We start from the raw sequence: 21,221 nt of genomic DNA on the forward strand, positions 1-21,221 counted from the left end.
CTGATCATAGCACTGCCGGGGGCCGGCGGGGAGGGGCTTACGGCGTCGGGTAGAGGCTCATGCCGAAGCGCTCGGTGCGGGGATGCCAGTTGCCGGTGATGTCGGCCGAGGCCAGCACGCGCTCGGCGCGGCCGATCAGCAGGGCGCGCGGCACCAGGCCGATGTAGCGCGAGTCCTCGCTGTTGTCGCGGTTATCGCCCAACATCATGTACTGGCCGGCGGGCACGGTGACGGGCGCGAAATCGCGCCGCGCCTGCACTTGCGGCATCAGCTGGATGGAGTGGGCGCGGGCGTCGGCGATGGCTTCGCCGACGTGCAGCGCGGCGATGTCGCCCAGGCCCTTGATGGATTCGGTGGCGTGGCCGAGCGCCGAGTAGCCGGCCTGCCGGCCGTTGATGATCAGCTGCTCGTTGCGCATCTCGACGCGGTCGCCCGGCAGCGCGATCAGGCGCTTGATCAGGCGGGTGCCGTCCTTGGGCGAGGAGAAGGTGACGATGTCGCCGCGCTGCGGTTCGCCGGTGGTGCCGATGACGACGTCGGTGAGCGGCAGCTTGACGTTGTAGGCCAGGCGGTTGACGAACACCACGTCGCCTTCCAGCAGGTTGGGATGCATGGAGGCGGACGGAATCGGATTCCAGTCGGCGACGGCGGTGCGGAAGATCCCGAACAGCATCAGGAAGAGTAAGAAGCCTTTGTTGGCGCGCGCCCAGTTTTTCATTGCGGTTCCCAGAGTGGTATCGGTGGCTTAGTTTGTTGGCGGATTCTTAAACATGGCTTAGCGGCGGGCTTACTTCGGCGCAGGCCTAACTATCGCGGCGAAAATGGTGGCATTCTGGTCACATGAATCCTACCTATCCCCAACATGCGCTCGCTGCGGTGACGCATGCCGACCCTTATCCATACTATGACGAATTGGCGGCGGTGCAAGGGCTGCGTTTCGACGCCGGCCTGGGCCTGTGGATCGCCGCCAGCGCCGCCGATGTGATGGCGGTGATGGAGCATCCCGATTGTCGCGTGCGGCCTCTGGCCGAGCCGGTGCCGGCGGCCATCGCCGGCGGCGCGGCGGGGCAGGTGTTCGGCGCGCTGGTGCGCATGAACGACGGCGAGCGGCATGCCGCGCCCAAGCTGGCCTTGCAGCGGGCGCTGGCCGGCGTGAGCGCGCAGGCCGCGCAACAGCGCGCGGCGCTGATCGGCCGGCGCTTGTGGCGCGACGACGGGTTGGCTTCGTGGATGTTCGAAGTGCCGGTGTCGGCGATGGCCAGCCTGTTGGGGTTTGCGGACCACCAGTTGCCGGCGGTGGCGGCGTGGATGGGCGAGTTCGTGGCCTGCCTGTCGCCGTACAGCGATGCGTCGCAGATCGAACGCGCGCATGCGGCGGCGCTGGCGCTGCTGGACAGCTTCAAGGAATTGCTGCGCGATGCGGCATCGACGGCAGCGGCGGACAGTCTGCTGTCGCAGGTGATCGCCGAGGCGCAGGCGGTGGGGTGGAGCGAGTCGCATGGCTTGCTGGCCAATCTGGTCGGCCTGCTGTCGCAAACTTACGAAGCCACGGCTGGGCTGATCGGCAACAGCGTGCTGGCGCTGGCGCGTCAATCGGCGGAGCAGCGCAGCGGCGCGCAGGATGCGGCCGCGCTGGTGCAGGCGGTCAGCCGCTTCGATCCGCCGATTCAGAACACGCGCCGTTTCGTGGCGAACGACTGCGAGATCGGCGGCGTGCCATTGCTGGCCGGGCAAACGATATTGCTGGTGCTGGCGGCGGCCAATCGCGATCCGCGGGGGCTGGGGCGTGAATTCGGTTTTGGACATGGCGTCCACGCGTGCCCGGGGCAGGCGCTGGCCTGTGCGTTGGCCGCCGGCGCGATGGCTGCGCTGATGGCCGAACTGGCGGGGCGGTCCGAATCGGATTGGCTGCGGACACTGAGCTGGACCTATCGCCGTTCGCCCAACGCCCGCCTGCCGGTCTTCGGCTAAATTGCTTGCATGGTTTCCAACTGGGACAATTTGTCTCGATGTATGGAAATTGCTTTTAAGTAGTATGCCTGCTTGGATAGTGTCAGGTCATAGCCTGGAAAGACTCAAAACGATGGAATGGATCCCTGTAGTCTTCGTTACGTTCAAGTTTCTCGTGCTCGGCACGGGCATGTTCTTCGCCATCAAGTGGCATTACGATCAAGGGAAGACGGCGAAGGAGACGCGCGCGGTGCTGCGCGCGGGCGGCAAGGTGGCCGCAGCCTTCTTGCTGTCGCTGCTGGGCCTGGGACTCGTCACCTTCGTCCTTATCCGGATGCTGGGTATGGACTTGACCCTGCCGTGACTTGAACCATCCCTAGTGCGCCGCCTTCTGCACCAGCGCGCTGCCGGCGCCGTGGCGGTGGCCTTCGCTGACGGCGGTGATGGTGCCGTCGGGGTTGAACACCAGCGCGTTGGCGGCGCCGATTTCTTCCGGCTTGTTCCAGTGCTGGCCGGTCTTCTCCAGCGCCTTGGCCTGCGCGCTGCCGGCGAAGCCCGGCTCGACGTCGGTGGCGCTGCCGTTGCGCTCGGACAGGCGCGGGGCGTTCAGCGCTTCCGGCATGCTCATGCCCAGGTCGACGTAGTTGAAGATGGTTTGCAGCACGGTGGTGATGATGGTGGCGCCGCCCGGACTGCCGATCGAGAACGCCGGCTTGCCGTTCTTGAAGGCCAGCGTCGGCGACATGCTGCTGCGCGGACGCTTGCCCGCTTCCGGCACGTTGGGCGCCGGGCCGGAGAAGTCGAAGTCGGTCATCTCGTTGTTCAGCAGGAAGCCGTAGCCCGGCACCACGATGCCGCTGCCGCCCCAGGATTCGATGGTGTAGGTGTAGGAGACGATGTTGCCATCCTTGTCCGACACGGTCAGGTGGGTGGTGTGCGCGCCTTCGGCCAGCAGCTTGTTGGCGTTGGGGCGCAGCGGCACGCTGATGTCGTTCTGGAACGGATACGGATCACCGGCCGGCGCCTGCACGCTGGCCTGGTTCGGGTTGATCAGCTCGCGGCGGCGCGCGGCGTAGTCCTTGCTCAGCAGGCCGGCCACCGGCGCCTCGACGAATTCGGGATCGGCCAGGTAGGCGTTGCGGTCGGCGAAGGCCAGGCGGCTCGCCTCCAGATACAGGTGTTCGGCCTTCTCCTTGGGCATGGTTTTGAGGTCGTAGCCTTCGAGGATGTTGAGCGCTTCGGCGATGGCGATGCCGCCGCTGCTCGGCAAGGGCATGCCGTACAAGTCGTAGCCGCGATAGGTGCTGTGCACCGGCTGGCGCAGGCGCGCTTCGTAGTTGGCCAGGTCGGCCATGGTCATCTGGCCGGCGCGCACCTGCACGCCGCTGGCGACCTTGGGCTGGTTCACGGCGTCGACCACGGCGCGGCCGATCTTGCCTTCATAAAACGCCTTGACGCCGCCGGCCGCCAGTTCGCGGTAGGCCTTGGCCAGGCCCGGGTTGCGCAGGGTGCTGCCGGGCTGGATGGCCTTGCCGTTCTTCAGGTACAGCGCGGCGGTGTCGGGGAACATGCGGAACTTGGCCTCGCTGTCTTCGACCAGGTGGGTGAAGTTGGCGTTGACGGCGAAGCCGTCGCTGGCCACGGCGATGGCCGGCGCCAGCACCTGCTTGAACGACATCGAGCCGTAGCGGTCCAGCGCTTCATGCCAGCCGCGCACGGTGCCGGGCACGCCGACCGACATGCCGCTGGCGACCACGGTGTCGAAGTCCATGATCTTGCCGTCGTGCTGGAACACGGTGGGCGTGAAGTTGGCGGGCGCCGTTTCGCGGTGGTCGATGGTGATCACGCGCTTGTCCCTGGCCAGGTAGATCACCATGAAGCCGCCGCCGCCGATGCCGCAGCTGAATGGATCGGTCACGCCCAGCGTGGCGGCCGCCGCGACGGCGGCGTCGATGGCGTTGCCGCCCTGGTTGAGGATGGCCAGCGCCGCCTTGGACGCCGGTTCGCTGATGGTGGCGACGGCGCCGCCGCTGCCGGTGGCGACCGGGGTCTTGGCCCAGGCCGCCGGCGGCAGGATCAACGTCAGGATGATGGAGGAAACGAGAACGGTGCGGGCGGGGCGGCGGGGCTGGGTCATGGGTGCGCTGGGTCCGGGTTAGGATGAGGGTGCGTTGCTCACCCTCAAGCTTACCCGATAATCCGGCGCGGCTTCATTTTTGGCAGGGACCGCCTGCGGCTCGACGCCGGTCAGCGTGAAGGTCAGGCCGTTTTGCGTGACGCTGGCGCTGGCGTTCGGCATGCTGTCGGACAGCACGAAGTTGCTGGTCGTGCCGTCGGGCGCGGTCAGCGCGAAGCTGTAGCTGATGTAGCCGGCCCAGACGCAGACGGCGCCGACGCGGCAGCGGCTGTCGTTGACGCGCTCCAGCTTGAGGCTGGGCGCGCCGGCGGTGGCGCCGCTGACGCCGGGCGTGGCGGCCGGCGCGATGGCCACGCTGGCGCCCTGGGTCAGCACGTAGGTCTGCGAGAACGCCTGCGGCGCGGCGGCGGCGCGGTTGACGGCGGACGCGGAACCGCAGGCATGCAGCAGGGCCATCACCGCCACCAGCAGCGGCAGGATGATCAACTGCCTTAACAATGTAGATTTCATAAATACCTCTTCCCTCGAAGTAGACGGCAAGCTTAGCAAAAAGATCATGCCGGCGGCGCACGAACCGCAGCTTTGCAGCGCTGGGTCAAACTATGTGCCGTAGAATAGGGGCCCTGAATCACATTGACTGAACAAAATGAAAAAGACTGGCATGGCGAAAAGCGACGCTAAAAAATTAATGGGCCAGATGTCCGCCCCTGGCGCCGCCAGCTTCGGCAAGGTGGCCGAGGTGGTCGACAAGCGCGAGCAGCGCAAGCGCGATCAGGCTTTGGGGCTGGTGCCGTTCGCGGTCAAGCTGAACGGCGACCTGGTGCAGCAGCTGCACGCCAGGGCGAAGGAACGTGACGTCGACCTGAACCAGCTGGTCGGCGAGCTGCTGGCGCAAAGCCTGGCAGCGTAAGACAGGAAAAGCCGCGCGGCGCGAACCGGGCGGCTTTTTTTACCCCGCACTGCCAACTGGGGTCGGACCCCGTTCGGGGTCCGACCCCCAGGCGGCGCAGCAAGCGTATCGCTCACTGCAGACGGGGTGGGTTCAGACGTAAGCGGCCAGCGAGCCCTTCATTTTTTTCAGCGCCGCCACTTCGATCTGGCGGATGCGCTCGGCCGAGACGCCGAATTCCTCCGCCAGCGTGTGCAGCGTGGCGCCGGAGCCGTCGTCGTTGGCCAGCCAGCGGCTTTCGACGATGCGGCGCGAACGGGCGTCGAGCTTGCCCAGCGCTTCTTCCAGGCCTTCCGATTGCAGGCGGGTCACCTGTTCGGCTTCCAGCACGCGGGTCGGCTCGCTGGCCTCCGACGACAGGTAGGCGATCGGCGCGAACTTGTCGTCTTCGTCGTCGTTCGGCGATTCCAGCGCGATGTCGCGGCCGCTCAGGCGGGTTTCCATCTCGATCACTTCTTCGCGCTTGACGTCCAGCAGCTTGGCCAGGCTGTCGATCTGGGTCGGCGTCATCGCGTCCAGGCCGGTCTTGTGGCTGCGCAGGTTGAAGAACAGCTTGCGCTGCGCTTTCGTGGTCGCCACCTTGACCAGACGCCAGTTTTTCAGGATGTACTCATGCATCTCGGCCTTGATCCAGTGCATCGCGTACGACACCAGGCGCACGCCCTGGTCCGGATCGAAGCGCTTGACCGCCTTCATCAGGCCGATATTGCCTTCCTGGATCAGGTCGGCGTGCGGCAGGCCGTAGCCCAAGTAGCCGCGGGCGATCGACACCACCAGGCGCAGGTGCGACAGCACCAGTTCCTGGGCGGCGCCGAGGTCGTTCTTTTCCTTGAGGCGCTTGGCCAGCGAAATTTCATCGTCGTGCGTCAGCATCGGCAGGCGATTGACGGCCGAAATGTAGGCGTCCAGGTTGCCCAGGTTGCCAGTGAACCCGAGTCCCAGGGCGCTATTGGTCGCAGGTACCAAGGCAGTCGGTGCGGACATCATAGTCATATTCATTCCTTCGCTCGATGATATTGCTTATTCTTAATGTTGCTTGATGCTGTAGAGAACTGTTTTGCTCTTCAGTCCACGTATATTAGCACTCTCCTTCGTTGAGTGCCAATCACCCGATATTAATTACTTCGATAGCAAAAGGCTATGAGGTTTTTCAGCATCATGGTGGTCTTTGATCAAGCATGCGCGCCGGAGCTTAGGCAGGACTTAATGCTAGGCGGCGGGGAGGGAGCCTTCCGTGCGCGCACGCACGGAAGGGCGGGGGATCAGTTCAGGCGGGACAGGTGGCGCTGCACCGACAGCAGCGCGCCGACCAGGCCCAGGCCGGCCGACAGGGCCAGCAGGCCGGCCATGGCCAGCGGCGGCAGCGGCGCCAGCTGGAATTCGGAAGCGTACAATCTTGCAAATTCGGCAATCGCGATGTTCAGCGGCCGCAGCGCCAGCGACACCGCGCCCAGCGCCACGCCGCCGGCGCACAGGCCCAGCAGGGCGCCGGTGTAATAGAAGGGACGGTGGATGAAGCTGTCGGTGGCGCCGATCAGCTTGGACACCAGGATTTCCTCGCGCTGGGTCATCACCTGCAGGCGGATGGTGTTGAAGATCACCGCGATCACCACCGTGCCCAGGGTGGCCGCCAGCAGCAGCAGCGCCAGGCGCAGCACGTTGAGCAGCGCCGCCAGCCGCTTGACCCAGGCCGAATCGACCTGCACCGTGTCGACGCCGGGCAGGGCGCGGATCTGCTCGGCCAGCTGGTCGACGTCGCCGCCGGCCTGGGCGTTGCGGAAGGCGTCCAGCTTGAGCACATAGCTGTCGGGCAGCGGGTTGTCGCCCAGCGTGGACAGCACGTCGGCCAGGCCGCTCTTGTCCTTCAGTTGGTCGAGCGCCTTTTCGCGCGGGGTGAAGATGATCTTGGCCTGCTTGTCGCGGACGGTCTGGCGCAGCGCCACGGCCAGCGCCTCGGCCTGCTCGCGCGGGGTGTCGAGCTTGAGGAACACGCTGATCTCGGGATCGACCGACAGCTGCTCGGACATCGGACGCACGTTGTCGAGCAGGGTGACGCCGGTGAACGGCAGCGCCAGCGCGATCGCCACCACTAATATGTTGAACAAAAAGCCGCCCGGCGAGCGGCGCAGGTGGACCAGCGCCGCGGCCAGCGCGTAGCGGTGTTGTCGGAACCACAGCGTCATGCCGGCACCTCCAGTTGACCTTGCTTGAGATGGATGACGCGCGCGGCCGCGTCCAGCATCTGCTCGTCGTGGCTGGAAATCAGGCAGGTGACGCCGACCGAATGGAAGGCCTTGAGCGCGTCGAGCACCTGGTTGGCGCTGGCGCGGTCCAGGTTGGCGGTCGGTTCGTCGGCCAGGATCACTTGCGGGCGGTTGACGATGGCGCGCGCGATCGACACCCGTTGCTGCTCGCCGCCGGACAGGGCCAGCGGCTGGGCGTGGGCGCGCTCCAGCAGGCCGACCTTGTCGAGCGCGGCGCGGGCGCGCTGCTCGGCCTGGGCGCGCGAGGCGCCCGTCACCAGCAGCGGCAGCATGACGTTGGCCAGGATGGAGCGGTCGGTGAGCAGCCGTTGCTGCTGGAAGATCAGGCCCAGGTTGCGCCGCAAAAACGGCACGGCGGCCGGCTTGATGCGGGCGATGTCCTGGCCGTTGACGATCACCTGGCCGGCGCTGGGGCGCTCGACGGCGGCGATCATTTTCAGCAGGGTGGACTTGCCGGCGCCCGAGGGGCCGGCCAGGAACACCAGCTCGCCCTTGGCCACCGTGAACGAGACGTCGCGCAGCGCCGTCGCGTCGGGGGAATATTGTTTCGAGACGTTGCGAAATTCGATCATGGAGGCTTATCGGTGGGGTTAGCCCAGCAGGGCTTCGACAAATTCGGCGGCGACGAAGGGCTGCAGGTCTTCGATCTTTTCGCCGATGCCGATGAAGTACACCGGCACCGGGCGCACGCGGGCGATGGCGGCCAGCACGCCGCCCTTGGCGGTGCCGTCGAGCTTGGTGATGACCAGGCCGGTCAGCTTGAGGGCGTCGTCGAAGGCCTTGACCTGGGCCAGCGCGTTCTGGCCGGTGTTGCCGTCGATCACCAGCAAGGTTTCGTGCGGCGCGCCCTCCATGCCCTTGCCGATGACGCGCTGGACTTTCTTGAGCTCTTCCATCAGGTGCAGCTGGGTCGGCAGGCGGCCGGCGGTGTCGATCATCACCACGTCCAGGCCCTTGGCCTTGCCGGACTGCACGGCGTCGAAGGAGACGGCGGCCGGGTCGCCCGACGCTTGCGAGATCACGGTGATGTTGTTGCGCTGGCCCCAGACCATCAGCTGCTCGCGGGCGGCGGCGCGGAAGGTGTCGCCGGCGGCCAGCAGTACCGACTGGCCGTGGGTCTGCATGTGCTTGGCCAGCTTGCCGATGGTGGTGGTCTTGCCGGCGCCGTTGACGCCGGAAATCATCATCACGGTCGGCTGGTGGCGGCCCAGCTCGAACGGGCGTTGCAGCGGCGTCAAGAGCTCGATCAGCAGCTGCTTGAGCGCGGCCTTGACGGCGGCGGCGTCGAGCAGCTTGTCGTCCTTGACCTTTTGCCTGAGCGCGTCGAGCAGGTACTGGGTGGCGTCGACGCCGGCGTCGGACATCAGCAGCGCCGCTTCCAGTTCCTCGTACAGCGCGTCGTCGATCTTGGCGCCGACGAACAGGATGGACAGGTTGTTCGAGGTCTTGGACAGGCCGGCCTTCAGGCGCGACATCCACGACAGTTTCGGCGCCGGTTCCTCGATCGGCAGCAACTCTGGCAGCGGGTCGGGCAGCGGCGCGGCAAAGGCGGGCGTGGCGGCGGTTGGGGTGGGGGCCGGTGCCGGGGTTTTGACCTCAGGCACTTCCGGGGCGACGGGTTTTTTCTTGAAGAAACTAAACATGGACATGTGGTTGGGGGGCGCTTCAAGCTGATGGCCGGCAGCGCCGGACACGGGGAAATGCGGCTATTTTACCAGAGCGCGGCCCGTCCGCCCGACCATGCTACCGGAATGACAACGTTTCAGCCGGCCGCGGGGACGTTGCGCTGGCGCCATTCGGCGATGGCGACGCTGATGTCGGACAGCGCGTAGACCCGCACGTAAGGCGGGCGGCGCCGCTTGAAGGCGGCGTTGCCGCCGCCGGCCCACAGCTCGATGCCGCCGCCCAGGCGGGTATGCAGTTCGGCCAGGGCGTCGAGCGCCTGGCGCGGGTTCATGGCGACCGAGAACGACAGGGCGATGATGTCGACCCGCTGCACGCGCGCCGCCTCGACGATGTCGGGCAGCGGCGTCTGCACGCCCAGCGAGATGCAGTGCGCGCCTTCGGCCACGCACATCGCTTCGGCCATCAGCAGGCCCAGGCCGTGGCGCTCCTGCGGCAGGGTGGTCAGCATGATGCGCGGCGCGCCCAGGTTGCTGGCGTTGGCCTGCGGCATGGCGAAGATCGCGCTGCGCATGACCACCGTCAGCGACTCGGTATATAAGTGTTCTTCGAAGGTGGCCAGGGCGCCGCTGGCCCAGGCTTCGCCGATGAGCGCGGTCAGCGGCGCCACCAGCTCGATCACGAAGCTTTTCAGGCCCATCATCAGCAGCGCCTGCGACAGCTTGCGGCGCAGCGCTTCCATCTGGTGGCTCTTGCACAGGTCCAGGTAGCCCTGCAGCGCCGGCGGCGTGGCGCTGGCGGCCTGGCCGCCGGTGGCCTGGCCGCTCAGCGCCTGCAGCTCGGGGGTGGTGTACTGGATCACCTTGCCCGGGCGGTAGCCCAGGTCGATCAGCCGCTTGACCAGTCGCAGCTTGTGGACTTGCTCGACCGGATAGACCCGTTCGCCGTTCGGATCGCGCAGCGGCTGCGGGAAGTCGTAGCGCCGTTCCCACACGCGCAGGGTTTCCTTGGCGACGCCGGTGTCGCGCTCGACGTCGCTGATCGTGCTGGGAACTGTTTGTGAGGAAACTTTAATAGTCATCAGGCATAAGCGGCCGCCATTTATTTGACAGTCGCGAGGGTTGGCACGGGGTCCAGGTGCACAGTGCGCGAACAGGCCGGGCCTGGGTTGCGCGACCTGCATTTTACATTCGATTTGCGCCCGAAAGTATGGTGCGCGCTATCGGGTTTTGCCGGGTTTTCGCTATGAAAAAGTGCTTGTCCACGACACACAGTTGACATACAGAACTAATGAACTGAATAAGGGCTTTCCCCTTGTTTTGTCATGGACAAGATATTTTGCAACGATGTGAAAAATATCCTGATATCTGTTGCGGCCAGCGACATTTCGCTGGCGGACGGCGGCTGCGGGCCTTTTTTGTGCGCCAGATCAAGCCCGGCGGGGTGCCGCGCCACATGCATGGGATTCATGCAGATGCTGCGCGATTCACACAACATTCCATCGTTTTTTGCAAGACTTGTCGCTCAATCTGTCTCTAATTGGCAACACGTAGCAATTTCTTACAAATTGCTGATGCAGTGCAACACCTTGCGCGGCTGACAAAATTTCCTACACAAATAAAGGGCTAACACTATGAACAAAGTTGGCCGCGGGGCTATTTTGCCGACATAAACTGCCAAACAAAGTCCTGAGTTGTAAGCTTATTACCATTGAGTCGAGGCGAACGGCGGGGTGCTTCAGTATAAAATGGCGTCAGAAATAGCAAAGTGGCTATTTTTACTTGGTCCGACAACGATGTAGTCACGCATGCCTAGCGCTTGCATTTGTCACTCGGGCAGCCTGCACAACGGGATGCTGCAATGGATGCATCGGGCGGAATTACCGGGCTAGTTTTGGCTTACTCGGCAGGAAATATTGCGATGCGGTAAAATGCTGTTGTTTTGAAAACGGGCGGGGGTAAAGGCAGGCAAGATGAACGCTTTTACACTTGATCGACAAGCAAAGCATCAGTATAGTGCCGCCTCTGGCGCATTTTGCGCTGCGATAAAGCCGGCGTCGATTAAATCGGCCGCAACTTAAGTGAACGCGTCCCGCAGCCGGGACCGCATAGTGGCAGCTGGGGAGTTTGCCCTCACGCATAGACGGCGCTGCAGAAGGCGCCGATAAGCACCGAACACGCCGCAATACTAGCTTTACCTTTTTACAGCAACACAACTGAAGGAAACACGTAATGAAAAAATCCCTTATCGCCATGTCCGTCCTGGGCGCAATGAGCTCGGCAGCATTTGCACAATCGAACGTCACGATCTACGGTATCGTCGATGCCGGTATCGTCAGCGAGCGCGGCGGCGTTGCTAACACCACCAAAGTCACCAGCGGCGTAGGCTCGGCCTCCCGTCTGGGTTTCAAAGGTACGGAAGATCTGGGCGGTGGTCTGAGCGCTGTCTTCGTGCTGGAATCGGGCGTTAAAGTTGACACCGGTGAGTCCGATGTTGCTGGTTCGATCGCTAACCGTCAATCGTACGTTGGTCTGAAATCGACCACCGCCGGCCAGCTGACCCTGGGCCGTCAGTACACCCCTTACTACGAAACCGTGCGCGACGTGGCTGACCCGTTCGCAATGGGCTACGCTGGTACCGCCAAGAACCTGTTCGGCGTGGCTGGCAACAACACCCGCAACAGCAACGCTATCGTGTACCTGTCGCCATCGATCGAAGGCTTCCAGGGCGAAGTGTCCTACTCGGTAGGCGAGCAAGCTGGCGACGCATCGGCACAACGCCAAATCGGCGCATGGGCTGGCTACTCGAACGGTCCTCTGAACGTTCGCGTTGCTTACAATGCACGTAACAACGACACCGTTGCTCCTAAGCTGAGCACCGACATCGGCCGCAACACCCTGATCGCTGCCAACTACGACTTCGTCGTGGTTAAAGCTTTCGCTGCTTACAGCAAAGACAAGGGCACCAACAGCTCGGCTCTGGCTAACGGCAACAACCCATTCGGCTACGTTGTCGCTCCTACCGCTTCGAAAGACAGCAGCGTTGCTCTGATCGGTGCTACCGCTCCTATCGGTCCTAACGGCACCCTGATGGCTTCGTACACCCGCAAGAACGACAAAGAAGTCGCTAACCACGATGCAGATCAGTGGGCAGTTGGCTACTCGTACGCTCTGTCGAAGCGCACCAGCACCTACGTTGCTTACGCTAAGATCAAAAACAAAAACGGCGCTAGCTACACCGTTGGTAACAACACCGAAGCTGGTTCGGGCGACAAAGCCTTCAACATCGGCATGCGTCACTCGTTCTAATCTGATCTAATCAGTTAGAATCCACAACGGCTGCCTGGTGCAGCCGTTGTTCATTTCTGAAAGCCGTTACCATGACGACCTCCCGACGCGCCGTGCTAGCCGGCGCCATTTTGCTGGCTTCCTGCGCGGTGTGGGCCGCGCCCAAGCTGGCGCGCAAGCCGGCCGCGGCGGGCACCTTGCCGCGCTACGGCATGGTGGTGTACTCGGACCTGTGCATTCACATGGATAGCGGCGAGTTCGGCGGGCAGCGCATCACGCTGCAACGGTTTTCAGAAGTGGATACGGTGCTGTATGAATACACGGCCGGCGGCCTGAGCTGGCCGGTGGTGGCCAGCGACGTCACCATCGACCCGCGCGGCAAGCAGCTGTACTTCACCGTGCAACCGCCGGACGAGGACGAGCGCACCATCAGCGGCACGCTGGCCGACGGCGGCAAGACGCTGGTGCTGGACGGCGGCTATTGCGGCGACGCGGCGGTGCCGATGCGGCTGTCGCTGGTGACGGACTTCGGCCGCAAGGCCGGCGCCTGCCGCGCCTGCCCGGCGCCCAGGCAGAAGAAAGAATTGGAAGAAGAAGCGCCGGCCCCGGTCATCGAGGGCGGCAAGACCACCACCGCCGGCCTTTGAGCCGGCGGTTTTTATTGGGGGTCAGTTCCGGCATCGTGCCACGCGTGGCACGATGCCGGAACTGACCCCCTGTGCTTCTGTGCTTACTTCGCGGCCTTGGCGGCCTGCGCGTTCTTGCGGATGGTGTCCAGCGTGGCGCCCGGCGTGATCAGGTTGCCGTCGTAGCGCAGCTCGATCACGGCCGGCAGCTGCTCGCTGTTGGCGTAGGCCAGCGCGCGTTCCAGCGCCGGCGCGAAGTCCGCCGTCGCTTCGACCACCTCGCCGTGGCCGCCATAGGCCACCGCCAGCGCGGCGAAGTCCGGGTTGTGCAGCTGGGTGCCGGACACGCGGCCAGGGTAGTGCAGCTCCTGGTGCATGCGGATGGTGCCGAACATGCCGTTGTTGAACACGATGATGACCACGCCGGCGCGGTACTGCACGGCGGTGGCCAGCTCCTGGCCGTTCATCATGTACTCGCCGTCGCCGGCGAAGGTGATCACGGTGCGCGCCGGATCGATGATCTTGGCGGCGACGCCGGCCGGCACGCTGTAGCCCATGGCGCCGCTGGTGGGCGCCAGCTGCGTGCGCATGCCGCCGTAGCTGTGGAAGCGGTGCGCCCAGGTGGCGTAGTTGCCGGCGCCGTTGGTGATGATGGTGTCGTGCGGGGCGATCTTGTCGATCTGCTGCACCACCTGCCACAGGTCCAGCGGCGCGCTGCCGTCCTGGAAGATCGGCGGCTGGCGCTGCCAGGCGGCCAGCTCGGCGCGGGCTTCGGCCACCGTGCCTTGCCAGGCGCTGGAGTCGACCGGCGCCATCGCCGCCAGCATCGCCGTCATCTGCGGCATGCCGCTGTTGATCATCAGTTCAGCCTGGTAGACGCTGCCCAGTTCCTCGGCGTCGGCGTGCACGTGGATCAGGCGCTGGCTTGGCACCGGCGCGGCGATCAGCGCGTAGCCGCCGGTGGTCATCTCGCCCAGGCGCGGGCCGATGGCCAGGATCACGTCGGCCTCGCGCACGCGCGCGGCCAGCTTGGGATTGATGCCGATGCCGACGTCGCCGACGTAGTTCGGGTGGGCGTTGTCGAGCAGGTCCTGGAAGCGGAACGCGCACGAGACCGGCAGGTGGTTGGCTTCGGCGAAGGCTTGCAGGTCGGCGCAGGCCTGCGCGTTCCAGCCGCCGCCGCCCAGCAGCACCAGCGGCTTCTTGGCGCCGGCCAGCAGCGCGCGCACCTGGTCGATTTGCGCGGCCGACGGCGAGGCCTGCACCGGCTGGTAGCGGCGGGTGTCGGCCACGGCCGCGACGGCGGTCAGCATGTCTTCCGGCAGCGCCAGCACCACCGGGCCGGGACGGCCGCTGGTGGCGATCTGGAAGGCGCGGGCGATGTATTCGGGCACGCGGTCGGCGCGGTCGATCTGCGCCACCCACTTGGCCATCTGGCCGTACATGCGGCGGTAGTCGATCTCCTGGAAGGCTTCGCGGTCGACGAAGTCGTTGCCGACCTGACCGATGAACAAAATCATCGGGGTCGAGTCCTGGAAGGCGGTGTGCACGCCGATCGAGGCGTTGGTGGCGCCCGGGCCGCGGGTGACGAAGCAGATGCCGGGCTTGCCGGTCATCTTGCCGTAGGCGTCGGCCATGAAGGCGGCGCCGCCTTCCTGGCGGTTGATGATGAAGCGGATGTCGGAGTCGTGCAGCGCGTCGAGCACGTCCAGATAGCTTTCGCCGGGTACGCCGAAAGCGGTGTCGACGCCGTGGATCTTCAGGGCGTCGACCAGGATCTGGCCGCCGGTGCGGGATGGTTGCGTCATGTCTGGCCTTATCGGGGTCTGGGTATAAGTTCGGTATGCTGCATTCTACGGCTGGGCATAGCGGCCGGCTTTTCTAATGGCGACACCAAATTTCAGAATTAGGGGGGCGGGCTGTTACAATAGCGGCTGAAGCAAGCCAGACAGCCGCTGGCCAGCGCGTAATGCCTGGCGGGAGGAAGGTCCGGACTCCATAGAGCGGGGTGACGGTTAACGGCCGTCCGCTGAAAGCCGCAAGCGCAAGCCCAAGGTATAAGGCGAGGAATAGGGCCACAGAGACGAGCGTATTAAGTTACGGTGAAACGCGGTAACCTCCACCTGGTGCAATTCCAAATAGGCACGCGATGATGCTGCTCGCGGAGCGTGCGGGTAGGAAGCTTGAGCGCTGGAGTAATCCAGCGCCTAGAGGAATGGCTGTCATAGCGCAGGTTCGCCTGCGCCGTAACAAAATCCGGCCTATCGGCTTGCTTCAACTAATAACGATGTTCGCGGCTGCCGCGGGACCGACGCGCACGCCGCGGCGCTCCCGGGGACTTTGCCGATGAAAAAATACATACTGGCCTTGGATCAAGGCACCACCAGCTCGCGCGCCATCCTGTTCGACCATCAGGGCCATATCTGCGGCAGCGCGGCGCAGGAATTTCCGCAGCATTTCCCGCAGCCCGGCTGGGTCGAGCACGATCCCAACGAGATCTGGAACAGCCAGCTCACCGTGGCGCGCAAGGTTTTGCACGACAACCACGTCGACGGCAGCCAGATCCTGGCGATCGGCATCGCCAACCAGCGCGAGACCACCGTGGTGTGGGACCGCAAGAGCGGCGAGCCGATCGCGCCGGCCATCGTCTGGCAGGACCGCCGCACGGCCGACACCTGCGAAGTGCTGCGCGCCGACGGCAAGGCCAAGAAAATCACCGCCATCACCGGCCTGGAGCTGGACGCCTATTTTTCCGCCACCAAACTCAAATGGCTGCTCGACCACGTGCCGGGCGCGCGCGAGCGGGCGCGCCACGGCGCGCTGGCCTTCGGCACCATCGACAGCTGGCTGACCTACAAGCTGACCGGGCGCCATGTGACGGACGTCGGCAACGCCTCGCGCACCATGCTGTTCAACATACACCTGATGCGCTGGGATCACGACCTGCTGCACCTGTTCGACATTCCCGAGGAGATGCTGCCGCAGGTGGTGTCGTCCAGCGAGGAGGTGGGCCACACCAAGGCCGCGCTGTTCGGCGCCGAGATCCCGGTGGCCGGCATCGCCGGCGACCAGCAGGCCGCCACCTTCGGCCAGGCTTGCCACAAGCCCGGCATGGTCAAGAATACCTACGGCACCGGCTGCTTCATGCTGATGCACCTGGGGCGGCATGCGGTGGCCTCGCACAACCGGCTGCTGACCACGGTCGGCTGGCGGGTCGACGGCGCCACCGATTACCTGCTCGAGGGCAGCGTGTTCATGGGCGGCGCCACGGTGCAGTGGCTGCGCGACGGGTTGGGCATCATCCAGCAGTCCGGCGAGGTCGAGGCGCTGGCCGCCAGCGTGCCCGATAGCGGCGGCGTGTTCATGGTGCCGGCCTTTGTCGGCCTGGGAGCGCCGCACTGGGATCCGTATGCGCGCGGCGCGCTGGTCGGCCTGAGCCGGGGCAGCAACCGCGGCCACATCGCCCGCGCGGCGCTGGAGGCGATCGCCTATCAAAGCGCGGAGCTGATGGCGGCCATGCAGAAGGACGCCGCCATTCCATTGACCGAGGTGCGCGCCGACGGCGGCGCGGCCCGCAACGATCTGCTGATGCAGTTCCAGGCCGACCTGCTGGGCGTGCCGGTGGTGCGGCCCAAGGTGACCGAGACCACGGCGCTGGGCGCGGCTTATCTGGCCGGGCTGGCGGTGGGCTTCTGGGAGACGCAGGAAGAAATCGCCGCGCAATGGTCGTGCGAGCGCCGCTTCGAGCCGGCCATGTCGGCCGAGCGCCGCGCCGAGTTGCTGGCGCAGTGGGGCCGCGCGGTCGAGCGCTCGCGCGGCTGGGAAGCGGCGCGGTAGCAGTTTAGTGGGGAGGGAGGCATGCGCGCTCGTTGTAGCAACCATGCTGCTCTCCTTGCTGAAATCTGCTGATTTCTGCTTCGGGTTGCTGAGTCAGGCAGCAGCAGCCCAGGGAAGTCCAATTCAGTAGGATTCAGTAAAAAATTCAGTAGGTTTGCTAGAAGCAGACGGCGGGTACACCCGGTGTGTGTATTCTCACGGCATGGTTCCAGTGTGCGCAAGGATAAGGTAATATTGTTTGTCTTGTCACCTAAGCAACTGGAGCAGCGATGCAAAACGTCGAGTTGAATGCGATTGAAATCCTGTTCGATGAACTGAGCGATGTCGCCTTTTTCGTCAAGGACCGCGATGGCCGCTACCTGGCCGCCAACCGCACGCTGGTGCGCCGCTGCGGCCTGCGCACCAAGCAGGAAATCGTCGGCAAGACCGTGCTGGAAGTGCATCCGCGCCACCTGGCGCAGAACTACATGGCGCAGGACCGCGAAGTGATCGAGGCCGGCCACACCATCAGCAAGCACCTCGAACTGCACCTCTATCCCAACCGCCGCCACGGCTGGTGCCTGACCCACAAGACCCCGCTGCGCAACGACGCCGGCGCCATCGTCGGCCTGGTCGGCACCTCGCACGACCTCGGGCTGGCCGACGACCACCACCCGGTGTACCGCCAGATCGCCAGCATCGCCCAGCACATCCGCGACAACTACAAGGAACCCCTGTGCCTGAACCAGCTGGCGCAGGAAGCCGGCCTGCCGCTGGCGCGCGTGGAACGGCTGTTCCAGCGGGTGTTCCACTACAGCCCGCGCCAGCTGCTGCTGCAGTCGCGGCTCAACGGCGCGCTGGCGCTGATCGAGGCCGACCAGACCCGCAGCATCGCCGACATCGCCAACGATTGCGGCTATTCCGACCACAGCGCCTTCAGCCGCCAGTTCAAGGCGCTGACCGGCATGACGCCGGTGCAGTACCGCGCCCAGCACCACGGCGCGCGCGCGCAGGCGGCGCCGGCCGTCCCCTTGTGGCAGGAATTGGGCGCCTGACCCGGTCCTGGCTTCCAAAACTGTGGTTTTTCGGCGGCAGCGCTGTGCCGTTCCCGCACCCCCGGCTGTTTAAATAGACCGAACCGTCCGCGCGCCTTCGGTGCACGCGATGCCCTGCAATCTTGTCAAGCTAGTATTTCCTTACCGCGGAAAACCTGCGGCAAAGACCAATAACTATTCTTGAAGAAAAGAGGCAGACATGTCGTTATCGAGGAACATCCTGTATCTGGGCGGCCTATGCGTGGCCAGCCTGACCATTACCGCCCATGCCGACCAAAGCGCCAACCCGGCCGCCGACCAGCACGGCCGCCTGAAGCAGGCGCCCATGCCGCACGAGCGCCAAAGCTTGCCGCCGTCGGTGGAGCAGTCGAAGTACCAGCTGGCGCCGACCACCAAGCCGCGCTACGACCTGTTGCCGCGCCAGCAGCGCAACAGCCTGACGCCGCTCAGCGCCACGCCCGAATGCAAGGACATGAACAAGCTGGCCACCTACAGCGGCGCCGCGCTGGCCGACTACCTGGTCAACCTGCCGGACTACGAATGCACCTACGGCCTGTTCTCGCTGACGCCGGCGCAGGGCGCGACGGTCTACTCGGCCGCCAACTTCAACGCCATCGCCAGCCGTCTCACGCAGGAAGCGGCCAGCTACAACGCCAGCAATATGAAGCTGGTCAACCTGGTGCTGTACCTGCGCGCCGGCTACTACCTGGCCGAAGGCGGCACCATCGCCCAGCCGGCGCAGTCGCTGAAGAGCGCGCTGCGCACGCCGATCAAGCAGCTGGCCGAAGGCACGGCGCTGTACGTGCCCAACGCGGCGGCCACCAGCACCGCCGGCGAAACGCTGCGCCTGATCACCAATATGCACGACGAACCGTTCTACCTGCCCAGCATGAAGGCGCTGGTGCAGCGCTACACCAACAGCGCGGCCAACCCGAACGCGGTGCAGGCCCTGCGCAACGCCAGCACCAGCGGCGGCTTCACGTCGGCGCTGACGGTGCTGTTCTACGCCCACTTCCGTCCGGAGGGCACGCCGCTGCTGCAAAACGACCTGTCGTATGCGACCGCGCTGAACGCCTTCGTCACGTCCAACAAGGCGGCGCTGCTGGGCGACTACTACGGCTACCAGCTCAACGACGCCACCAACGAGGCGTTCCGCTTCATGCAGTACCCGGCGCTGAAGGCCGGCATCAAGCCGATGGTGCAAGCCATGCTGTCGAGCTCCAGCATGACCGGCGCCGACAGCGACCTGTGGCTGGCGGCCGCCACCGCCGTCAAGTACTACGACAACGACAATTGCGCCGAGTACGGCACCTGCGACTACGTCACCAAGCTGGCCAACGCCGTGCTCAAGTACAGCAAGGACTGCAGCCCGACGCTGCACATCCGCGCCCAGGACATGACGCCGGCGCAGATGCAGGACAGCTGCGACAAGCTGGCGGTGGAGGAGGGCTATGTGCATGAGATGTTGAAGACCAACCGCACGCCGGTGGCCAACGACAACAACACCTCGCTGGAACTGGTGGTGTTCGACGACTACACCAACTACAGCAAGTACGCCTCCATCATCTACGGCATCGACACCAACAACGGCGGCATGTACCTGGAAGGCGAACCTGACGTGCCGGGCAACCAAGCCCGCTTCATCGCCCACGAAGCCTCGTGGCTGCGTCCGACCTTCCAGGTGTGGAACCTGGAGCACGAGTTCGTCCACTACCTGGACGGTCGCTTCGACATGCTGGGTGACTTCACCATGGGCACCTCGGTGCCGACCGTGTGGTGGATCGAGGGCATCGCCGAATACATGTCGCTGAAGAATAACAACCAGGTGGCGATCGACATGGCGAAGACCGGCACCTACCGCCTGAGCCAGATCTTCGGCAACACCTACGGCATGAACGACTATGTGAACCGGGCTTATCGCTGGGGCTACATGGCGACCCGCTTCATGATCGAGAAGCACCGCGCCGACGTCGACGCCGTGCTGGGCAACTTCCGCGTCGGCGCCTACAGCACCTACCAGGACTTCATGGGCCGCATCGGCACCAGCTACGACGCCGAGTTCGCCGACTGGGTGAACAACGCCACCACCGCCGGCCAGCCGCCGCTGCCGGAGCCACAACTGCCGCGCTGCTCCTCGCTGACCTACCTGGGCAAGAACTGCGGCATCACCGGCCAGGCCTCGTCCAGCCAGGGCTATCTGTTCCTGATGGTGCCGGCCGGCGCCAAGAACGTCAAAGTGTACAGCCGCGGCGGCAGCGGCGACGTCGACCTGTACATGGCGCTGGACCGTTATCCGACCGTGGCCTCGTACGACATGGTGTCGGCCAGCGCCGGCAACGCGGAAAACCTGTACCTGCCCAATCCGGTGGCCGGCCACTGGTACTACATCATGCTGAAGGCTAAAACCAGCTACAGCGGCGTGACGGTGTACGCGACTTACGAATAATTCTTGATTAAGAAGCACTTAAAACGGCAGCCGCACGGCTGCCGTTTTTTGTTTTGCGCCGGCGGATTTCGTATAATACCGGTTGGCGGCGCAAGACCGATTTGTCTATACAAGTTGGACGGTGCCGCGGTAATGTCCAACCACGCATCCAGGTTTCCCCATCCGCTTAATTGCGCCACCGGCGCGACTTGCCGCAAGAAATCCCTTTCGTCTACACATTCCCGGCCCCGCCCAGACCTTGTCTATTCACTACTGCAATGTTGGTGTCTTGCAACTATATGCATTTAATTCAATTATTTTATTCGGCCATTTTCACCTTTTTAGTGCACTTAAACACATGTGCATAGATGAGGTAGCACATTCACACTGTGACATAAGTACTTAATTTCCCTGACTATTTTATTTCTACCCGGCTTCAAGGAATCGCGCTAAGTCCTTAATTTCATTACTAAAATCGCTGTTTCGTTTGCCTGAAAGCGCTTGACCACTATTCTTGCTTCCTCTAAAGTGGGCATCTGTGTGAAAAAGTGTCTTTTTGTGGGAGATTTCACCCGACTTAGCGGCGGGGGAAATCAAAACCGGAAAACGCCGATCATGCTCCGCTAACCCTACTGAGGTCAAAAGGTAATCCCGTGTTTCAAGGCGCGTCCGCAATCAATCTCGATGCCAAAGGCAGGATGTCTATCCCCGCCAAGCACCGTGACGCGCTCTCGATCCAGTGCGAAGGCCGCCTCACGCTGACCCGCCATCCCGATGGCTGCGTCATGCTGTTTCCCCGCCCCGTGTGGGAACAACACCGTCAACAGATCGCCCAATGGCCGATGCAGGCCCGCGCCTGGCAGCGCATCTTCCTCGGCTACGCCACCGACGTCGAGATGGACACGGCCGGCCGCATCCTGATCTCGCCCGAGCTGCGCAGCGCCGTCGGCCTCGAGCGCGAAGTCATGATGACCGGCATGGGTTCACATTTTGAAATCTGGGATGCCGCCAAGATGGCGGAAAAAGAGCAGCAGGCAATCGAAGCCGGCACCCCCGATGTACTCGCCAATTTCTCCTTCTAAGGCTCCG

General features: G+C 64.3%; 19 protein-coding genes and 1 other RNA gene. 11 read left to right on the forward strand and 9 right to left on the reverse strand.

Annotated features, from left to right (window positions below; genetic code table 11):
- Nucleotides 1-37 precede the first annotated feature (37 nt).
- Complete coding sequence (gene lepB / locus RUGAMON1_RS05125; protein WP_445229487.1) at nt 38-718, reverse strand: signal peptidase I; 681 nt, start codon at nt 716-718, stop codon at nt 38-40.
- Nucleotides 719-840: 122 nt separating this feature from the next.
- Between lepB and RUGAMON1_RS05130 the strand changes: the two genes are divergently transcribed.
- Together RUGAMON1_RS05130 and RUGAMON1_RS05135 are read left to right on the forward strand one after the other, a co-directional pair.
- The gene (locus RUGAMON1_RS05130) at nt 841-1,971 is read left to right on the forward strand and encodes a cytochrome P450 family protein (RefSeq protein WP_445229488.1); all 1,131 of its coding nucleotides are present in this window, start codon (nt 841-843) and stop codon (nt 1,969-1,971) included.
- 112 nt (nt 1,972-2,083) lie between these two features.
- Entirely contained in the window at nt 2,084-2,314 is a 231-nt protein-coding gene (locus RUGAMON1_RS05135; RefSeq protein ID WP_445229489.1) for a hypothetical protein, read from the forward strand.
- Between the two features lie 12 nt (nt 2,315-2,326).
- On the opposite strand, the gene ggt is transcribed toward RUGAMON1_RS05135, so the two are convergent.
- On the reverse strand, nt 2,327-4,087 hold the full coding sequence (ggt, locus tag RUGAMON1_RS05140) for a gamma-glutamyltransferase (protein WP_445229490.1): 1,761 nt from the start codon (nt 4,085-4,087) through the stop codon (nt 2,327-2,329).
- Nucleotides 4,088-4,105: 18 nt separating this feature from the next.
- Nucleotides 4,106-4,597 (reverse strand): hypothetical protein, encoded by a 492-nt coding sequence (locus RUGAMON1_RS05145; RefSeq protein ID WP_445229491.1) that lies wholly within the window; start codon nt 4,595-4,597, stop codon nt 4,106-4,108.
- A 136-nt stretch (nt 4,598-4,733) separates the two neighbouring features.
- Between RUGAMON1_RS05145 and RUGAMON1_RS05150 the strand changes: the two genes are divergently transcribed.
- A complete protein-coding gene (locus tag RUGAMON1_RS05150) occupies nt 4,734-4,997 on the forward strand; it encodes a hypothetical protein (protein WP_445229492.1) in 264 nt (87 codons plus the stop codon).
- Nucleotides 4,998-5,129: 132 nt separating this feature from the next.
- Here RUGAMON1_RS05150 and rpoH read toward each other — a convergent pair whose 3' ends face one another.
- The 5 genes from rpoH to RUGAMON1_RS05175 all read right to left on the reverse strand — a co-directional run bounded on the left by rpoH (nt 5,130) and on the right by RUGAMON1_RS05175 (nt 10,004).
- Complete coding sequence (rpoH, locus tag RUGAMON1_RS05155) at nt 5,130-6,029, reverse strand: RNA polymerase sigma factor RpoH (protein ID WP_445229493.1); 900 nt, start codon at nt 6,027-6,029, stop codon at nt 5,130-5,132.
- A 269-nt stretch (nt 6,030-6,298) separates the two neighbouring features.
- Nucleotides 6,299-7,219 carry a permease-like cell division protein FtsX gene (gene ftsX, locus RUGAMON1_RS05160; RefSeq protein ID WP_445229494.1) on the reverse strand — a complete coding sequence of 307 codons (921 nt, stop codon included), beginning with the start codon at nt 7,217-7,219 and terminating at the stop codon, nt 6,299-6,301.
- On the reverse strand, nt 7,216-7,872 hold the full coding sequence (locus tag RUGAMON1_RS05165; protein ID WP_445229495.1) for a cell division ATP-binding protein FtsE: 657 nt from the start codon (nt 7,870-7,872) through the stop codon (nt 7,216-7,218). Before RUGAMON1_RS05165 ends, ftsX begins: the two co-directional genes overlap by 4 nt.
- Before the next feature lie 18 nt (nt 7,873-7,890).
- A complete protein-coding gene (gene ftsY / locus RUGAMON1_RS05170; RefSeq protein WP_445229880.1) occupies nt 7,891-8,943 on the reverse strand; it encodes a signal recognition particle-docking protein FtsY in 1,053 nt (350 codons plus the stop codon).
- A 119-nt stretch (nt 8,944-9,062) separates the two neighbouring features.
- Nucleotides 9,063-10,004 carry a MerR family transcriptional regulator gene (locus RUGAMON1_RS05175; RefSeq protein WP_445229496.1) on the reverse strand — a complete coding sequence of 314 codons (942 nt, stop codon included), beginning with the start codon at nt 10,002-10,004 and terminating at the stop codon, nt 9,063-9,065.
- Between the two features lie 243 nt (nt 10,005-10,247).
- Between RUGAMON1_RS05175 and RUGAMON1_RS05180 the strand changes: the two genes are divergently transcribed.
- The 3 genes from RUGAMON1_RS05180 to RUGAMON1_RS05190 all read left to right on the forward strand — a co-directional run bounded on the left by RUGAMON1_RS05180 (nt 10,248) and on the right by RUGAMON1_RS05190 (nt 12,857).
- On the forward strand, nt 10,248-10,523 hold the full coding sequence (locus RUGAMON1_RS05180) for a hypothetical protein (protein WP_445229497.1): 276 nt from the start codon (nt 10,248-10,250) through the stop codon (nt 10,521-10,523).
- Nucleotides 10,524-11,154: 631 nt separating this feature from the next.
- A complete protein-coding gene (locus RUGAMON1_RS05185; RefSeq protein ID WP_445229498.1) occupies nt 11,155-12,231 on the forward strand; it encodes a porin in 1,077 nt (358 codons plus the stop codon).
- A 71-nt stretch (nt 12,232-12,302) separates the two neighbouring features.
- Nucleotides 12,303-12,857, forward strand: coding sequence for a hypothetical protein (locus RUGAMON1_RS05190; RefSeq protein ID WP_445229499.1), 555 nt, complete (start codon nt 12,303-12,305; stop codon nt 12,855-12,857).
- 83 nt (nt 12,858-12,940) lie between these two features.
- Here RUGAMON1_RS05190 and RUGAMON1_RS05195 read toward each other — a convergent pair whose 3' ends face one another.
- Nucleotides 12,941-14,644 carry a thiamine pyrophosphate-binding protein gene (locus RUGAMON1_RS05195; RefSeq protein WP_445229500.1) on the reverse strand — a complete coding sequence of 568 codons (1,704 nt, stop codon included), beginning with the start codon at nt 14,642-14,644 and terminating at the stop codon, nt 12,941-12,943.
- 128 nt (nt 14,645-14,772) lie between these two features.
- Here RUGAMON1_RS05195 and rnpB point away from each other — a divergent pair.
- The 5 genes from rnpB (at nt 14,773) to mraZ (ending at nt 21,214) form a co-directional block, all read left to right on the forward strand.
- Nucleotides 14,773-15,116, forward strand: an RNA gene (gene rnpB, locus RUGAMON1_RS05200) — RNase P RNA component class A.
- Nucleotides 15,117-15,182: 66 nt separating this feature from the next.
- Nucleotides 15,183-16,673 carry a glycerol kinase GlpK gene (gene glpK / locus RUGAMON1_RS05205; RefSeq protein WP_445229501.1) on the forward strand — a complete coding sequence of 497 codons (1,491 nt, stop codon included), beginning with the start codon at nt 15,183-15,185 and terminating at the stop codon, nt 16,671-16,673.
- Nucleotides 16,674-16,942: 269 nt separating this feature from the next.
- Complete coding sequence (locus tag RUGAMON1_RS05210) at nt 16,943-17,707, forward strand: PAS domain-containing protein (RefSeq protein WP_445229502.1); 765 nt, start codon at nt 16,943-16,945, stop codon at nt 17,705-17,707.
- 199 nt (nt 17,708-17,906) lie between these two features.
- Nucleotides 17,907-20,153, forward strand: a complete 2,247-nt coding sequence (locus RUGAMON1_RS05215; RefSeq protein WP_445229503.1) for a M9 family metallopeptidase — start codon at nt 17,907-17,909, stop codon at nt 20,151-20,153.
- Nucleotides 20,154-20,785: 632 nt separating this feature from the next.
- A complete protein-coding gene (gene mraZ, locus RUGAMON1_RS05220) occupies nt 20,786-21,214 on the forward strand; it encodes a division/cell wall cluster transcriptional repressor MraZ (protein WP_445229504.1) in 429 nt (142 codons plus the stop codon).
- The last annotated feature ends 7 nt before the right edge of the window (nt 21,215-21,221 follow it).

Source organism: Duganella rhizosphaerae (assembly GCF_040364205.1).
In the GTDB taxonomy this organism is placed as follows: Bacteria; Pseudomonadota; Gammaproteobacteria; order Burkholderiales; family Burkholderiaceae_D; genus Rugamonas; species Rugamonas rhizosphaerae.

What these genes read in the sequence shown, in the direction of transcription:
- RUGAMON1_RS05130 (WP_445229488.1), top strand. Translation starts at nt 841, where the DNA reads ATGAATCCTACCTATCCCCAACATGCGCTCGCTGCGGTGACGCATGCC.
- ftsY (WP_445229880.1), bottom strand. Translation starts at nt 8,943, where the DNA reads ATGTTTAGTTTCTTCAAGAAAAAACCCGTCGCCCCGGAAGTGCCTGAG.
- ggt (WP_445229490.1), bottom strand. Translation starts at nt 4,087, where the DNA reads ATGACCCAGCCCCGCCGCCCCGCCCGCACCGTTCTCGTTTCCTCCATC.
- RUGAMON1_RS05190 (WP_445229499.1), top strand. Translation starts at nt 12,303, where the DNA reads ATGACGACCTCCCGACGCGCCGTGCTAGCCGGCGCCATTTTGCTGGCT.
- RUGAMON1_RS05145 (WP_445229491.1), bottom strand. Translation starts at nt 4,597, where the DNA reads ATGAAATCTACATTGTTAAGGCAGTTGATCATCCTGCCGCTGCTGGTG.
- RUGAMON1_RS05210 (WP_445229502.1), top strand. Translation starts at nt 16,943, where the DNA reads ATGCAAAACGTCGAGTTGAATGCGATTGAAATCCTGTTCGATGAACTG.
- RUGAMON1_RS05135 (WP_445229489.1), top strand. Translation starts at nt 2,084, where the DNA reads ATGGAATGGATCCCTGTAGTCTTCGTTACGTTCAAGTTTCTCGTGCTC.
- RUGAMON1_RS05185 (WP_445229498.1), top strand. Translation starts at nt 11,155, where the DNA reads ATGAAAAAATCCCTTATCGCCATGTCCGTCCTGGGCGCAATGAGCTCG.
- RUGAMON1_RS05150 (WP_445229492.1), top strand. Translation starts at nt 4,734, where the DNA reads ATGAAAAAGACTGGCATGGCGAAAAGCGACGCTAAAAAATTAATGGGC.
- RUGAMON1_RS05180 (WP_445229497.1), top strand. Translation starts at nt 10,248, where the DNA reads ATGGACAAGATATTTTGCAACGATGTGAAAAATATCCTGATATCTGTT.
- RUGAMON1_RS05165 (WP_445229495.1), bottom strand. Translation starts at nt 7,872, where the DNA reads ATGATCGAATTTCGCAACGTCTCGAAACAATATTCCCCCGACGCGACG.
- RUGAMON1_RS05215 (WP_445229503.1), top strand. Translation starts at nt 17,907, where the DNA reads ATGTCGTTATCGAGGAACATCCTGTATCTGGGCGGCCTATGCGTGGCC.
- lepB (WP_445229487.1), bottom strand. Translation starts at nt 718, where the DNA reads ATGAAAAACTGGGCGCGCGCCAACAAAGGCTTCTTACTCTTCCTGATG.
- ftsX (WP_445229494.1), bottom strand. Translation starts at nt 7,219, where the DNA reads ATGACGCTGTGGTTCCGACAACACCGCTACGCGCTGGCCGCGGCGCTG.
- RUGAMON1_RS05195 (WP_445229500.1), bottom strand. Translation starts at nt 14,644, where the DNA reads ATGACGCAACCATCCCGCACCGGCGGCCAGATCCTGGTCGACGCCCTG.
- glpK (WP_445229501.1), top strand. Translation starts at nt 15,183, where the DNA reads ATGAAAAAATACATACTGGCCTTGGATCAAGGCACCACCAGCTCGCGC.
- RUGAMON1_RS05175 (WP_445229496.1), bottom strand. Translation starts at nt 10,004, where the DNA reads ATGACTATTAAAGTTTCCTCACAAACAGTTCCCAGCACGATCAGCGAC.
- rpoH (WP_445229493.1), bottom strand. Translation starts at nt 6,029, where the DNA reads ATGACTATGATGTCCGCACCGACTGCCTTGGTACCTGCGACCAATAGC.